10 protein-coding genes and 3 pseudogenes are annotated in these 15,080 nt (G+C 74.4%); 10 read left to right on the top strand and 3 right to left on the bottom strand.

What is annotated here, in order from left to right:
• Positions 1-2: 2 nt before the first annotated feature.
• The gene (locus AC0GKK_RS00705) at positions 3-917 is read right to left on the bottom strand and encodes a heme o synthase (RefSeq protein WP_489882897.1); all 915 of its coding nucleotides are present in this window, start codon (positions 915-917) and stop codon (positions 3-5) included.
• 515 nt (positions 918-1,432) lie between these two features.
• On the opposite strand from AC0GKK_RS00705, the gene tkt reads away from it, so the two are divergent.
• From tkt to AC0GKK_RS00660, 9 genes and pseudogenes are all read left to right on the top strand, one after another.
• The gene (tkt, locus tag AC0GKK_RS00700; protein WP_405416863.1) at positions 1,433-3,553 is read left to right on the top strand and encodes a transketolase; all 2,121 of its coding nucleotides are present in this window, start codon (positions 1,433-1,435) and stop codon (positions 3,551-3,553) included.
• A 12-nt stretch (positions 3,554-3,565) separates the two neighbouring features.
• Positions 3,566-4,675 carry a transaldolase gene (gene tal, locus AC0GKK_RS00695; RefSeq protein WP_405416862.1) on the top strand — a complete coding sequence of 370 codons (1,110 nt, stop codon included), beginning with the start codon at positions 3,566-3,568 and terminating at the stop codon, positions 4,673-4,675.
• A 320-nt stretch (positions 4,676-4,995) separates the two neighbouring features.
• A complete protein-coding gene (locus tag AC0GKK_RS00690; RefSeq protein WP_489882896.1) occupies positions 4,996-6,363 on the top strand; it encodes a hypothetical protein in 1,368 nt (455 codons plus the stop codon).
• A 43-nt stretch (positions 6,364-6,406) separates the two neighbouring features.
• A complete protein-coding gene (zwf, locus tag AC0GKK_RS00685; RefSeq protein WP_062395412.1) occupies positions 6,407-7,951 on the top strand; it encodes a glucose-6-phosphate dehydrogenase in 1,545 nt (514 codons plus the stop codon).
• 40 nt (positions 7,952-7,991) lie between these two features.
• Entirely contained in the window at positions 7,992-8,942 is a 951-nt protein-coding gene (gene opcA, locus AC0GKK_RS00680) for a glucose-6-phosphate dehydrogenase assembly protein OpcA (protein ID WP_208821184.1), read from the top strand.
• Complete coding sequence (pgl, locus tag AC0GKK_RS00675; RefSeq protein WP_489882895.1) at positions 8,939-9,730, top strand: 6-phosphogluconolactonase; 792 nt, start codon at positions 8,939-8,941, stop codon at positions 9,728-9,730. The genes opcA and pgl overlap by 4 nt, the downstream gene beginning before the upstream one ends.
• 74 nt (positions 9,731-9,804) lie before the next feature.
• Positions 9,805-10,989, top strand: coding sequence for a formate-dependent phosphoribosylglycinamide formyltransferase (gene purT / locus AC0GKK_RS00670; protein ID WP_489882894.1), 1,185 nt, complete (start codon positions 9,805-9,807; stop codon positions 10,987-10,989).
• Between the two features lie 71 nt (positions 10,990-11,060).
• On the top strand, positions 11,061-11,534 hold the full coding sequence (locus AC0GKK_RS00665; protein WP_489882893.1) for a VOC family protein: 474 nt from the start codon (positions 11,061-11,063) through the stop codon (positions 11,532-11,534).
• A gap of 10 nt (positions 11,535-11,544) precedes the next feature.
• Positions 11,545-12,180: pseudogene (locus tag AC0GKK_RS00660) on the top strand (patatin-like phospholipase family protein); the annotation flags it as partial.
• A gap of 600 nt (positions 12,181-12,780) precedes the next feature.
• Here AC0GKK_RS00660 and AC0GKK_RS00655 read toward each other — a convergent pair.
• Together AC0GKK_RS00655 and AC0GKK_RS00650 are read right to left on the bottom strand one after the other, a co-directional pair.
• Positions 12,781-12,990, bottom strand: a pseudogene (locus AC0GKK_RS00655) (P-II family nitrogen regulator); the annotation flags it as partial.
• A pseudogene (locus tag AC0GKK_RS00650) lies at positions 12,978-14,264 on the bottom strand (ammonium transporter); the annotation flags it as partial. The pseudogenes AC0GKK_RS00650 and AC0GKK_RS00655, both read right to left, overlap by 13 nt.
• Before the next feature lie 319 nt (positions 14,265-14,583).
• Between AC0GKK_RS00650 and AC0GKK_RS00645 the strand changes: the two are divergent.
• Entirely contained in the window at positions 14,584-15,009 is a 426-nt protein-coding gene (locus AC0GKK_RS00645; RefSeq protein WP_489882892.1) for a DoxX family protein, read from the top strand.
• Positions 15,010-15,080 lie beyond the last annotated feature (71 nt).

Here is a 15,080-nt window from a genome sequence, read left to right as displayed (position 1 = left end):
GGTCAGAACAGGACCGGCAGCCCCAGCGCGGCGTCGACGGCGATCGCCGCGAACAGCACGCACAGGTAGATGTTCGACAGGTGGAACAGCGGCATCGGGGAGATCTCGCCGCCGGACCTCACCTGGTGGTGCAGCCGGTGCGCCCGGTACACGAAGTACGCCCCGCCGAGCAGCGCCACCGCGAGGTACACCCACGACGTCGCCGGCAGCAGGAGCAGGCTCCAGGCCACCATCACCCAGCTGTAGACCACGATCCGCACCGACACCGCCGGCGCGGGCGCGACGACCGGGAGCATCGGCACCCCGGCGGCGGCGTAGTCCTCGCGGTAGCGCATCGCCAGCGCCCAGAAGTGCGGCGGCGTCCAGAAGAAGATCACACCGAACATGACCAGCGCGGGCCACTCGACGGTGCCGGTCACCGCGGCCCAGCCGATCACCACCGGCATGCAGCCCGCGGCGCCGCCCCACACGATGTTCTGCGAGGTCCGCCGCTTGAGCAGCATCGTGTAGACGAGCACGTAGAACGCGATCGCGGCCAGCGACAGCACGGCGGCCAGCCAGTTCGTGGTCAGGCCCAGCCACGCCGAGCTCAGCGCGGCCAGGACCAGGCCGAACACCAGCGCGTTGCGGGTGGGGACCTGTCCCCTCGCCAGCGGGCGGCGGGCGGTGCGCGCCATCTTCTGGTCGATGTCGGCGTCCACGACGCAGTTCAGCGCGTGGGCCGCGGCCGCGGCCATCGCGCCACCGACCAGGGTGGCCGCGATCAGCACCAGCGAGGGCACACCGCGCTGGGCCAGGAACATGGCGGGCACGGTGACCACGAGCAGCTGCTCGATGATCCGCGTCTTGGTGAGGCCCAGATAGGCCGCCACCGTGGCGCGGACGCGCGCGAGACGCCCGGTCGGTGCCGGCGGCACCACCACGGTCGTCGCGGGGGCGTCGCCGCCGGCGCGGCGTCCGGCCCGGCCGGGACGTGCTCGGCCGGGACACCGGCCTCGTCGGCCCGGCTCCGCCCTGACGCGGGTGCGCTCACCTGTCCGTACCTCGCTCGGTTCGACGTAGTGATCCCGTGCCGCGCCGCCCGAGGGGCCGCACCGGCTCGGTGCCGTGGACACGGGGTGGTCGCCGCGGTGGCGACCTCCCTAGTTCTACAGCGCGTCGATGCTAACCGGTGGCATGCGCCGCGGGCCCGCCGGGTACGCCGACACCGGCGGCCCGGTCCGCCGATCGCCACGAGGCGCAAAGCCGCAGGCCGCGGGCGTGAGCAGTAGGGTGTTCCGCGTCGGGGCGGCGACGATGCCGCCAGGTGATCCGGGTCGCACCACACACCCGCCGACGTCGCCGCCGCGGAACGGCCGCGACCACCGGGCGGACATCCGGATCCACGACCGGCAGACCGACATTCGTCGACGCGAGTACAGGAGCCATCGCCTTGTCCGACACCGCTACGTCCCCCCACGCCGGGGACGGCGCCGTCGCCGCGCTCACCCGCGCGCACGTCCCCGACGACTGGACCGACCTCGACCGCAGGGCCGTGGACACCGTTCGTGTACTGGCCGCGGACGCGGTCCAGAAGTGCGGCAGCGGACACCCCGGCACCGCGATGAGCCTGGCCCCGCTGGCGTACACGCTGTTCCAGCGCGTCATGCGGCACGACCCGGCCGACCCCGACTGGATGGGCCGCGACCGGTTCGTCCTGTCCGCCGGGCACTCCAGCCTCACCCTCTACATTCAGCTCTTCCTGGCCGGCTACGGCCTGGAGCGGGAGGACCTCGAGCAGCTGCGGAAGTGGGGCTCGCTGACCCCGGGCCACCCGGAGTGGGGCCACACCCGCGGTGTCGAGATGACCACCGGCCCGCTGGGCCAGGGGTTGTCCTCGGCCGTCGGCATGGCGATCGCGGCCCGCCGCGAGCGCGGCCTGTTCGACCCGGACGCCCCCGAGGGTGCCTCGCCGTTCGACCACCAGATCTACGTGATCGCCTCCGACGGCGACATCGAGGAGGGCGTCACCTCCGAGGCGTCGTCGCTGGCCGGTCGCCAGGAGCTGGGCAACCTCACGGTGATCTACGACGCGAACGAGATCTCCATCGAGGACGACACCAACATCGCCCTCAACGAGGACACGGCCAAGCGCTACGAGGCCTACAACTGGCACGTGCAGGTCGTCGAGGGCGGCGAGAACGTCACCGGCATCCTCGCCGCGCTGGAGGCCGCGAAGGCCGAGACCGACCGCCCGTCGATCATCATCCTGCGGACGGTGATCGGCTACCCGTCGCCGAACAAGATGAACACCGGCGCTGCGCACGGTGCCGCGCTGGGCGACGACGAGGTCCGCGAGGTCAAGAAGGTCCTCGGGTTCGACCCGGACCAGGAGTTCGAGGTCGACGACGACGTCCTCGCCCACACCCGCGCGGTCGGCGAGCGCTCGCGCGCCGCCCACGACACCTGGCAGGGCACCTTCGACGAGTGGGCGCAGCGCGAGCCGCAGCGCAAGCAGCTGCTCGACCGGCTGCTCGCCAAGAAGCTGCCCGAGGGCTGGGAGTCCGCGCTGCCGTCGTTCGACGTCGACGAGAAGGGGCTGGCGACCCGCAAGGCGTCCGGTTCGGTGCTCGGCGCGCTCGCCGAGGTGCTGCCGGAGCTGTGGGGCGGCTCGGCCGACCTCGCCGAGTCGAACAACACCACCATGAAGGGCGTCGACTCGTTCGGCCCGAAGTCGGCCTCGACCGGTATGTGGTCCACCTCGCCGTACGGGCGCACGCTGCACTTCGGTGTCCGTGAGCACGCCATGGGCGCGGTCCTCAACGGCATCGCCCTGCACGGCCCCACCCGCGCCTACGGCGGCACGTTCCTGGTCTTCTCCGACTACATGCGCCCGTCCGTGCGGCTCGCGGCGCTGATGAAGACCAACCCGATCTACGTGTGGACCCACGACTCGATCGGCCTGGGCGAGGACGGCCCGACCCACCAGCCGATCGAGCACCTGGCGTCGCTGCGCGCGATCCCCGGCCTGTCGGTGGTCCGCCCCGGCGACGCCAACGAGACCGTGTACGGCTGGAAGGCCGCCCTGGAGCGGCCCGACGGCGGCCCGGTCGGCTTCGCGCTGACCCGGCAGAACGTGCCGACACTGGCCGGCACCTCCGCCGAGGGCGTCGCCCGCGGTGGTTACGTGCTCGAGGAGGCCTCCACCGGCGTCCCGCAGGTCCTGATCGTCGCGACCGGCTCCGAGCTGCACCTCGCGGTCGCGGCACGGAAGAAGCTGGAGGCCGACGGCATCGGCACCCGTGTCGTGTCGCTGCCCTGTTTCGAGTGGTTCGCCGAGCAGGACCAGGCCTACCGCGACTCGGTCCTGCCGCCCGCGGTGAAGGCCCGGGTGTCGGTCGAGGCCGGCATCGCGATGCCGTGGCACGCCGTCGTCGGCGAGGCCGGGCGCTCGATCTCCATCGAGCACTTCGGCGCCAGCGCCGACCAGGCCACCTTGTTCGAGAAGTTCGGCTTCACCCCCGACACCGTCGTCGACGCCGCGCGGGAGACCCTCGCCGCGACGTCGGACTGAGAGGAGCGAACCATGACCAACGAGCGACTGGCCGCGCTGTCCGCGGCCGGGGTGTCCATCTGGCTCGACGACCTGTCCCGGGAGCGCCTGGCCAGCGGCAACCTCGCCGCCCTGATCGACGACAAGCACGTCGTCGGGGTGACCACCAACCCGACGATCTTCGCCGGTGCGCTGTCCGACGGCGCCGCCTACGACGAGCAGGTCCGCGAGCTCGCCGCCCGCGGTGCCGACGTCGACACCGCGATCCGCGAGATCACCGTCGCCGACGTCCAGCAGGCCTGCGACGTGTTCTCCGGGGTGTGGGAGCGCACCGGCGGTGTCGACGGCCGGGTCTCCCTGGAGGTGGACCCGCGCCTGGCGCACGACACCGAGGGCACCGCGGCCCAGGCGAGCGAGCTGTTCAAGGCCGTCGACCGGCCCAACCTGCTGGTGAAGATCCCGGCGACCGAGGAGGGCCTGCCGGCCATCACCCGGGCGACCGCCGAGGGCATCAGCGTGAACGTGACGCTGATCTTCTCCGTCGAGCGCTACAAGCTCGTGATGGACGCCTACCTGACCGGTCTGGAGCAGGCGAAGGAGAACGGGCAGGACCTGTCCCGGATCCACTCGGTCGGCTCGTTCTTCGTGTCCCGGGTGGACTCCGAGATCGACGGCCGGCTGGAGAAGATCGGTGGCGACGCCGCGCTCGGCCTGCGTGGCAAGGCGGCCGTCGCGAACTCGCGGCTGGCCTACGCCGCCTACCGCGACGCCTTCTCCGGTGCCCGCTGGGACGCCCTCGCGGCCCACGGTGCGCACGCCCAGCGCCCGCTGTGGGCCTCCACCGGGGTGAAGAACCCGGACTACCCGGACACGCTGTACGTGTCCGAGCTGGTCGTGGACAACACCGTCAACACCATGCCGGAGAAGACCCTGCTGGCCTTCGCCGACCACGGTGAGGTCGACGGGGACAAGGTCACCGACACGGCCGGGGCGTCGCAGCAGGTCTTCACCGACCTGGAGGGCCAGGGCATCGACCTCGACGACGTGTTCCTCACCCTGGAGAACGAGGGCGTCGAGAAGTTCGAGAAGTCCTGGACCGAGCTGCAGGACACCGTCCGCGGCCAGCTCGACTCCGCGAAGTAGTTGAACGAGGCCACTCCCGGTGGCGACGGGGCCGACCTCGGCTCCGCCGCCACCGGCGGCCCGTCCGCACCCGCACCGTCCCCGGTGCGGGTGCGGCTCGCCGGTGAGCCGTTCGCCGGAGCGGCCCGGCGGATCGCCGCCGAGCTGGCCGGCGAGACCGTCGCCTCCCGGCTCGCCGACGCCGACCCCAGCGTCTGGGGACCCCGCGCCGCGGGGCCCCGCCCCGTACCGGCTGGACCGGGCTCGCCGCCCGCAGCCGGCCCCTCGTCGGGCAGGTCGCCGCGCTGCGCGAGCGGTTCGCCGTCGCCGGTGCGCACCGGGTGCTGCTCGTCGGCACGCCGGACGCGGTCGCCGCGGCCCGCGTCGTCGCCGGCACCGACCCGGGTGGGACCCGGCTGACCGCGCTGGACTCCGCGGACCCGGTGCAGGTCGCAGACGCGCTGTCCGGCGAACTCGCCGAGACCGTCCTCGTCGTCGCCGACGCGGCGGGCACCGACCCCGTCGTCGCGGCCGTCACCCGGGTCGTCGCCGCCGCGATCGCCGAGGAGGTCGGTGCCGACGCCCTCGCCGCGCGCACCGTGCACCTCACCGAGCCCGGCTCGCCGCTGGACACACCCTCCGACCCCGGCCCGGTCGTGGTCACCCTCGACGCCGACGTGCCGGGCCGCTTCGGCGTGCTGGGCCCGCTCGGGCTGGTCCCCGCGGGGCTCGCCGGGGCGGACGTGCCCGCCGTCCTGGGCGACGCCGTCGCCGCCGAGCGCGCGCTGGCCGCCGACGAACCGGACAACCCGGCGCTGCTGCTGGCCGGCGCACTGGCCGCGGGCCGCGGCTCGCTGCTGGCCCTGCGCGACGCCGAGCGCTCCCCCGCCCTCACCGGCTGGCTGGCCCCGCTGCTCACCGCGGCCGGGCTCACCGTCGTGCCGGTGCCGCCCGACGAACCGGTCGGCGCGGGCCCCGCCCCGCAGGAGCCCACCGCACCCGCGGGCGTCGTGGACGTGCACGCCGACGGCACCGGCCCCCGGCCCGGGCCGGGCCAGGGCGCGGTGCGGCTCGACGCCGGCCCGGGTGCCGCGGTCGTGCTGTGGCAGGCCGCCGCGGCGCTGGCCGGGCGGGTCCTCGACACCGACCCGTTCGCGCCCGCGCCGCCCGCGCCCGCCGAGGGTCCCGACCCCGAGCCGTCGTTCGTCGACGGCGGGGTCGCCGTGCACGCCGGGGACTGGCTGCCGCCCGCCACCCGCACCGTCGCCGGTGCGCTCGACGCGCTGGCCGCCGTCGCCGACGGGGCCCCGGCGGTCGTCTCGGCCTGGCTGGACCCGGAGTCCGACGCCTCGGTCGCGGTGCTGCGCGGGCCGCTGGTGGCCCGGCTCGGGCTGCCCGTCGCGTTCGGCTGGGCGCCGGCCTGCCGCAGCGGCGACACCGGCGCACCGGACGTCGCGGTGCACTGTCACCTGACCGGGAACGGGCCCGGCGGTGATCTTCCGGGGTCCGTCGGCGCGGACACCGTGCCTCCCGGGCCGGGACTGGATAGCCTGCACGCGGCACAGGCCCGGGCGGTCATGGACGACCAGCGACGCCGGGGACGTCCGGTGCTCCGGCTGCACCTGACCGACCGGCTCGCCGGACTGGTCACCCTGGCCAGGGCGGTGACATCGACACCGACGTCGACCGAGCCCTCGACCGAGCCGTGACCCCGGTGCCCCGATCACGAGAACACCAGTACTAGGAGGGGCGATGCCCACCGCGAACGGCGGACGGACCAACCCGCTGCGCGACCCCCGTGACAAGCGGCTCCCCCGGATCGCCGGCCCCTGCGGACTGGTGATCTTCGGAGTGACCGGGGACCTGTCCCGCAAGAAGCTCATGCCCGCGATCTACGACCTCGCCAACCGGGGGCTGCTGCCGCCGGGCTTCGCCCTCACCGGCTTCGCCCGCCGCGACTGGGACCACGAGGACTTCGGCCAGGTCGTCTACGAGGCCGTGCGCGAGCACGCCCGCACCCCGTTCCGGCAGGAGGTGTGGGACCGCCTCGCCGAGGGGCTGCGGTTCGTCCAGGGCTCCTTCGACGACGACGCCGCCTTCGACGAGCTGGAGCGCACCGTCCGCGAGCTCGACGAGAAGCGCGGCACCGGTGGCAACCACGCCTTCTACCTGTCGATCCCGCCCGGCGCGTTCCCGGTGGTCTGCAAGCAGCTCGCCCGCTCGGGGCTGTCCGCCCAGGAGGACCCGGACGTGTGGCGCCGGGTCGTCATCGAGAAGCCGTTCGGCCACGACCTCGCCTCGGCCATCGAGCTGAACGCGATCGTCAACGACGTCTTCCCCGAGGACTCGGTGTTCCGCATCGACCACTACCTCGGCAAGGAGACCGTCCAGAACGTGCTGGCGCTGCGGTTCGCCAACCAGCTGTTCGAGCCGATCTGGAACGCCAACTACGTCGACCACGTCCAGATCACCATGGCCGAGGACATCGGTCTGGGCGGGCGGGCCGGCTACTACGACGGCATCGGCGCCGCCCGCGACGTCATCCAGAACCACCTGCTGCAGCTGCTCGCGTTCACCGCGATGGAGGAGCCGACGTCGTTCTCCTCCGACGAGCTGCGCGCTGAGAAGATCAAGGTCCTCAAGGCGGTCAAGCTCGCGCACCCGCTCGACGCCACCACCGCCCGCGGCCAGTACGAGGGCGGCTGGCAGGGCGGCGAGGAGGTGCCCGGGTTGGCCCAGGAGGAGGGGTTCGACCCGGAGTCGACCACCGAGACCTTCGCCGCGATCACCTGCGAGGTCGAGAACCGCCGCTGGGCCGGGGTGCCGTTCTACCTGCGCACCGGCAAGCGTCTGGGCCGCCGCGTCACCGAGATCGCCGTGGTGTTCAAGCGGGCCCCGCACCTGCCGTTCGACGCGACGATGACCGAGGAGCTGGGGCAGAACGCCCTGGTCATCCGGGTGCAGCCGGACGAGGGCGTCACCATGCGCTTCGGGTCCAAGGTGCCGGGCAGCCAGATGGAGGTCCGCGACGTCACGATGGACTTCGGCTACGGCAACGCCTTCACCGAGGCCTCCCCCGAGGCCTACGAGCGGCTCATCCTCGACGTGCTGCTCGGCGAGCCGTCGCTGTTCCCGGTCAACGAGGAGGTCGAGCGGTCCTGGGAGATCCTCGACCCGGTCCTGGAGCACTGGGCCGCCGACGCGCGCGGCCCGGACTCCTACCCCGCCGGGTCCTGGGGCCCGGTGTCGGCCGAGGAGATGCTGGCCCGCACCGGGCGCCACTGGAGGCGGCCGTGAGCGCACGGACTGCAGCCGCGGAGAAGACGGAGACCCCATCGTGATCATCGATCTCCCGTCGAGCACCACCTCGGCGGTCAACCGCAAGCTCGTCGAGCTCCGCGAGTCCGGTGGCGTGTTCGCGCTGGGCCGGGTGCTGACCCTGGTCGTCGTCACCGACGACGGCCCGGAGCTCGAACGCGCGATCGACGCCGCCAACGCGGCCAGCCGCGAGCACCCCTGCCGGGTGATCGTCCTGGCCCGCGGGCAGCGGCGGGCCTCGCCGCGGCTCGACGCCCAGATCCGGGTCGGCGGCGACGCCGGCGCCAGCGAGGTCATCGTGCTGCGCGGCTACGGCCCGCTCGCGGCCGAGGAGGCGGGCGCGGGCATGGTCATGCCGCTGCTGCTGCCGGACGCCCCGGTCGTCGCGTGGTGGCCGAACGAGGCGCCCGCCTCGCCGTCGGAGGACGCGGTGGGCCGCCTCGCGCAGCGCCGCATCACCGACGCGCTGTCGTCGAAGAACCCGGTGAAGGCGTTCGAGGCGCGCCGCAAGGACTACGCGCCCGGCGACACCGACCTGACCTGGACCCGGCTCACGCAGTGGCGGGCCCAGCTGGCGGCCGCGCTGGACGTGCCGCCGTACGAGGACATCAGCGCCGCGGTCGTCGCCGGGGAGGCGGTGTCGCCGTCCACCGAGCTGATCGCGGGCTGGCTCGCCGCGAGCCTGGGGGTGAAGGTGAAGCGCTCTCCGTCGGAGAGGGACAACGGGCTCTCGCTGGTCCGGCTGACGCGCCCGTCCGGTGACGTCGAGCTGGCCCGCCCGGACGGCAAGACCGCCCGGCTGACCCAGCCCGGCCAGCCGGAACGGCTGATCGCGCTGGCCCGTCGGCACGTGTCGGACTGTCTCGCCGAGGAGCTGCGCAGGCTCGACCCGGACGAGGTCTACGCCGAGGCCCTCGCCGGGGTGGCGAAGGTGACCCGCGGCCGCACCCCGGTGAAGGTGCGCGCGTGAGCGCCGCGACGCAGGTGCAGGTCGCGGTGCACCCGGACAAGGACGCGCTCGCCGCGGCGACCGCGGCCCGGCTGATCACCGCGCTGGTGGACCTGCAGGCCGCGGGCACCGTCCCGCGGCTGGTGCTCACCGGCGGCGGGGTCGGGATCCAGCTGCTGCGCGACGTCGCCGCCTCCGCGGCGCGCGACGCCGTCGACTGGGCCCGGGTGGACCTGTTCTGGGGCGACGAGCGCTTCGTCCCCGCCGACGACGCCGAGCGCAACGACCGCCAGGCCCGCGAGGCCCTGCTCGACGCGCTGCCGCTGGACCCGGCCCGGGTGCACCCGATGCCCGCGGCGCCGCCGGGCGGCGGCACCCGCGACGACGCACTTGCCGCGGCCGCCGACTACGCCCGGCTGCTCGACGACCTGGCCGGCCCCGACGAGGACGGCGTCCCCGCGTTCGACGTGACCCTGGTCGGGATGGGCGAGGAGGGCCACACCCTGTCGGTGTTCCCCGACTCCCCCGCCGTGCACGAGCAGGCGGCGACGGTCGTCGCGGTCTTCGACTGCCCGAAGCCGCCGCCGACCCGGATCTCGCTGACCCTGGCCGCCGCGCGCCGCTCGCGCGAGGTGTGGGTGGTGGCCGCCGGGGCGGGCAAGGCACCGGCCGTCGCGGGTGCGCTCACCGGCACGCCGGAGACCGAGCTGCCGGTCGGCGGGGCCCGCGGCACCGTCACGACCCGCTGGCTGCTCGACACCGAGGCCGCCGCGGACCTGCCCGACGGGATCGTCGCCCGGGTCTCCTGACGGGCGGCCCCCGGATGTGAGATGCCGCGCCCGGGCGGGGTGCCGCACGTGGACCTGCGGTTAGGGTCCCCGTCATGCGTATCGGCACCCCGCTCGGCCCGGACCCCACCCGCGTGCTGCTGCTCGGCTCGGGTGAGCTGGGCAAGGAGGTCGCGATCGCGTTCCAGCGCCTCGGCGTGGAGGTCGTCGCCGTCGACCGCTACCCGCACGCCCCCGCCCACCAGGTGGCGCACCGGTGGCACGCGATCGACATGACCGACCCGGTGACGCTGGCGACGCTCATCGAGCAGGAGGCGCCCGACCTCGTCATCCCCGAGATCGAGGCCATCGCCACCGGCGCCCTGGCCGAGATCGAGGCGGCCGGGACGACCGTGGTCCCCACCGCGCGCGCCGCGAAGCTGACCATGGACCGCGAGGGCATCCGGCGCCTCGCCGCCGAGGAGCTGGGCCTGCCCACCTCCCCCTACGTGTTCGCCGACACCCTCGACGAGGTCCGCGACGCCGTCGCGACGGTCGGGCTGCCGTGCGTGCTCAAGCCGGTGATGTCCTCCTCCGGCAAGGGCCAGTCGGTCCTGCAGAGCGCCGACGACGCCGACGCCGCCTGGGAGTACGCCCGTACCGGCGCCCGGGTGTCGAACCCGCGGGTGATCGTCGAGGGCTTCGTCGAGTTCGACTACGAGATCACCCAGCTCACCGTCCGGCACGCCGGCGGCACCGCGTTCTGCGAGCCGATCGGGCACCGCCAGGAGAACGGCGACTACGTCGAGTCCTGGCAGCCCCAGCCCATGTCCGACGCCGCGCTGGCCGCCGCCCGCGACGTGTCCGCCCGGATCACCGAGGCCCTCGGCGGGTGGGGCCTGTTCGGGGTGGAGCTGTTCGTCCGCGGCGACGAGGTGCTGTTCTCCGAGGTCAGCCCGCGCCCGCACGACACCGGCCTGGTCACCCTCGCCACCCAGCGGCTCTCGGAGTTCGAGCTGCACGCCCGCGCCGTGCTGGGCCTGCCGGTGGACACCGCGCTGCGCTCCCCCGGCGCGTCGGCGGTGGTCTACGGCGGCAAGGAGATGGACGCCCCGGCCTACGAGGGCGTCGCCGACGCGCTCGCGGTCGAGGGCGCGGACCTGCGGCTGTTCGGCAAGCCCTCCTCGACCGAGCGGCGCCGGATGGGCGTCGCGGTCGCCCACGCCGACGACGTCGACACCGCCCGGGAGCGCGCCACCCGCGCCGCGGGTCTCGTGCGTCCGGTCCCCCGGGAGCGATGAGTCCGGCGCACCGCCGGGGTCTCCCCCTCGTGTGACGCCGAGAGCCGGCGTCGCGGGGAGGGGACGACATCATGAAGCCGATCACGCCGTGCCTGTGGTTCGACGACGTCGCCGAGGAGGCGGCACGGTTCTACACCGGCATCTTCCCGGACTCGGGCATCGACACCGTCGTGCACTACGGCCCGGAGGTCCCCGACCGGGAGGGCCGGGTCCTGACCGTGGGGTTCCGGATCAACGGCCAGCCCTGGACGGCGCTGAACGGCGGTCCGGTGTTCACCCTCTCCGAGGCGATCTCGATGGAGGTGCACTGCGAGTCCGTCGAGGAGGTCGACCGTTACTGGGACGCCCTGGTCGACGGCGGCGTCGAGCAGCCCTGCGGGTGGCTCAAGGACCGCTACGGGGTGTCCTGGCAGGTGATCCCGCCGGGGGTGCGGGAGTGGCTGACCTCGCCGGACGCCGAGGCCCGGTCCCGGGTCGCGCGGGCCGTGTACGCCACCCGCGGCAAGCTCGACGCCGTCGCCCTGGAGAAGGCGTACCGCGGGTAACCTGGTCCGGGTGGCGGCACGGACCGGACTCGTCGTGGCGGGCGCGGGAGCGCGCGGCGCCTACGAGGCGGGTGCGCTGACCGAGCTCCTGCCGCGGATGGCGCGGCGGTGGTCGGCGCCGTCGGTCCTGGTCGGCACGAGTGCGGGCGCGCTCACCGTGGCCGCGCTGGCCGGGCTGTCCGACGTCGCCCCGGACGCCGCGGCCGCCGAGCTCGTCGCCCGCTGGTCCTCGGTGCGCACCGAGGAGGTCGTGGCGCTGCCGTCGTCGGCGGTGGAGGCGACCGCGGCCTACCTCGGGGACCTCGCCGGGGTCCCGTCGTGGCTGCGGAGGCTGCTGCTGGTGCCGGACCGGGTGACCCGCCTCCTCGACGCCGACCGGCTGCGCCCGGTGGTGGACCGGGTCGTCGACTGGGACCGGCTGCACGACGCCGTCGCCCGCGGCCGGGTCGACGCCGTCGGGGTGGCGTGCACCGCCGCCGGGACCGGCGGGACCACGGTGTTCGTCGAGCGCGGGCGGGACGTGGCGCTGCCGCCGTACGACCCGGGTCGCGACATCCGCTACGTCGACGCCCGGCTGGACCCGGACCACCTGCTCGCCTCGGCCGCGGTGCCGGTGCTGTTCGCGCCGCGTCGCATCGAGGGCGAGGCGGCCGGCTGGTATCTCGACGGCGGGGTCCGGCTCAACACCCCGCTCAAGCCCGCACTGCGCCTGGGCGCGGACCGGGTCGGCGTCGTCGCGACGACACCGGACGTCCCGTTCGGCGAGTCCGCCGCGGCGCCGTCCCCGGCGGACCGGGTGCCCGACGTGTACGCGGTCGCCGCGCTGGCGCTGCGCATCGTGCTGGGCGCCGGGGTGACCGAGGACCTGCGGACCCTGCGCGCGGTCAACGCGCTGGTCGACCGCGGCGAGGACCGGCGGCACCGCCGGATCGCGACCTGGTTCGCCGGGCCGCCCGCCGACCGGGCCACCGAGCTGGCGGAGCTGGCCGACGCGGTGCGCCGCCGCGAGTACGGCGGGCTGCGCGCGCTGCGGAACCCGTCGCTGGCCGTGCTGGAGCGGCTGGTGGGCGGTGCGGTGCCGGACGCCGACACCACCCACGGCGCGGAGCTGCTCAGCTTCCTGTTCTTCGACCCGGTGTTCGCCGCCGCGGCGGCGGACCTGGGTGCGGCGCACGCCGCGCGCGCCGTCGCCCCGAGGGCGGGGCGGCGCGCCGCCGGACGGCCCGTCCGGCGGCGCGCTGACGGCTCAGACCGCGTCGCTGCCGCGTTCGCCCGTGCGGACGCGCACGATGGTCTCGACCGGCTGCACCCAGATCTTCCCGTCGCCGATCTTGCCGGTGCGGGACGCCTCGACGACGGCGTCGACGACCTTGTCGGCGATCTCGTCGTCGACGACGGTCTCGATACGCACCTTCGGCACGTAGTCCACCGAGTACTCCGCGCCGCGGTAACGGGGCGGGAGGCCCCGGCGAGCGCGCGGCTGCCCAGCGACGAGAAGTCGTAGGCGGTCTCGGCGTGCTCGGTCTCGTCGATGCCGGTGGCCTCGTTCTCCTCGTCGATGCGGAACCCGATGGTCACCTTGATCAGGTAGCCGAGGACCAGCGCGACGACGAAGGAGTACAGCAGCACCGCACCCGCGGCGAGCGCCTGGCGGCCCAGCTGGACCAGCCCGCCGCCGTAGAACAGGCCGTTGTCGCCGGCGGCGGCGGAGTTGACGCTGTTGTCGCCGAAGAAGCCGATGAGCAGGGTGCCCACGATGCCGCCGACGAGGTGGACGCCGACGACGTCGAGGGAGTCGTCGAGGCCGAAGCGGAACTTCAGCCCGACGGCCAGCGCGCACACCGCACCGGCGATGAGCCCGATGGCCAGCGCCCCGACCGGCTGGACGAACCCGCACGCCGGGGTGATCGCGACCAGCCCGGCGACGGCGCCGGAGGCCGCACCGAGGGTGGTGGGGTGCCCGTCGCGGACCTGCTCGACGAGCAGCCAGCCGATCAGCGCGGTGGCGGTGGCGAGCATGGTGTTGGTGAACGCGGTCGCGGCGAGGTCACCCGCGGAGAGCGCGGAACCGGCGTTGAAGCCGAACCAGCCGAACCACAGCAGCGCCATGCCCAGCAGCACGAACGGGAGGTTGTGCGGACGCATCGGCTCGCGCGGCCAGCCGCGCCGCTTGCCGAGCACGATCGCCAGCGCGAGCGCCGCGGCACCGGCGTTGATGTGCACCGCGGTGCCACCGGCGAAGTCCTCGGCCTTGAGGGTGTTGGCGATCCAGCCGCCGACGTTGTCCGGGCCGGTGAAGCCGTCGAAGGCGAACACCCAGTGCGCGACCGGGAAGTACACGATGGTCACCCACAGCACGACGAACGCGGTCCAGCCCCAGAACTTCGTGCGGTCCGCGACGGCGCCGGAGATCAGCGCCGGGGTGATGACCGCGAACATGAGCTGGAACATCACGAACGCCGGCGCGGGCAGGGCGTCGGTGCCCGGCCACGGGGCCGAGTCGCTGCCGACGCCGACCATCGCGCCGACGGTGTTCGCCAGCCCGGCGAACTCCCCGCCGCCGATCAGGCCGCCGCCCACGTCGTTCCCGAAGGCCCAGCTGTAGCCGTACAGCGCCCACAGGACGCTGACCACGGCCAGGCAGATGGTGCTCATCATCAGCATGTTGAGCACGGACTTGCTGCGGGTCATCCCGCCGTAGAAGAACGCCAGCCCCGGCGTCATCAACATCACCAGCGCGGCGCTGACCAGCACCCACGCGGTGTCTCCCGCATTCACGCCCACGCGTCCTCCGTCGTCGCAGTTCCCCGACCCCGGCAGGGATGGTTCGCCCGCGGTGTTTCGTGGAGCAACCGTGTGCGGTTTCCGGTGGGTGTCGGGTCCGGGCATCCGGCACGCCCCGCGCAGACACCGCCGACGCGACACACGACGCAGCCGGGACCGACGGTCCGAACCCGGACCGGGCGCACCGATGAGTTCCGGCGACGGCCCCGGTCTCCCCTGCAACGGCGGCCCCGGCCCGGGACCGCGAGCACCGAGGGAGCCCGCCATGACCACCACCACCCGTACCGGGACCGCGTCCACCACCTCCGCCACCCGTCGCCCGCGGGCCGCCACCGTCGGCCTGTGGGTGCTGCAGGTGCTGCTGGCCGCGGTCTTCGTGATGGCGGCGCTGCCGAAGGTCGGCGCCGACCCGGTCGCGGTCGCCGGGTTCGACCTGCTGGGCCTGGGGACCGTCGGCATGGTCGTGGTCGGCTGGCTGGAGCTGGCCGGCGCGGTCGCCCTCCTGGTCCCGCGGCTGTGCGGGCTCGCCGCCGTCTGCCAGGTCGCGCTGATGGTCGGGGCCACCGCGGTCACCGTGGTGCTGATGCCCGCGATGGTCGCGTTCCCGGCGCTGACCCTGGTGGCGGTGTGCGTGGTCGCGTGGGCCCGCCGCCGCGACACCGCGGCCCTGCTGCGCGGCCTGCGCCGCTGACCGCCCGCACGGCGACGGCCCGTCCCCTGCTCCGGGGGACGGGCCGTCGTGGTGCGGGTCGGGCTCAGCCG

This window comes from Pseudonocardia sp. P-1 (genome assembly GCF_058111925.1).
The sequence above is the reverse complement of the archived record's forward strand: the minus strand, read 5'-3'. Positions and strand labels throughout refer to the sequence as shown.

Coding starts and splice junctions, on each gene's coding strand:
- tal (WP_405416862.1), top strand. CDS start 3,566: ATGACCAACGAGCGACTGGCCGCGCTGTCCGCGGCCGGGGTGTCCATC.
- zwf (WP_062395412.1), top strand. CDS start 6,407: ATGCCCACCGCGAACGGCGGACGGACCAACCCGCTGCGCGACCCCCGT.
- purT (WP_489882894.1), top strand. CDS start 9,805: ATGCGTATCGGCACCCCGCTCGGCCCGGACCCCACCCGCGTGCTGCTG.
- AC0GKK_RS00665 (WP_489882893.1), top strand. CDS start 11,061: ATGAAGCCGATCACGCCGTGCCTGTGGTTCGACGACGTCGCCGAGGAG.
- AC0GKK_RS00645 (WP_489882892.1), top strand. CDS start 14,584: ATGACCACCACCACCCGTACCGGGACCGCGTCCACCACCTCCGCCACC.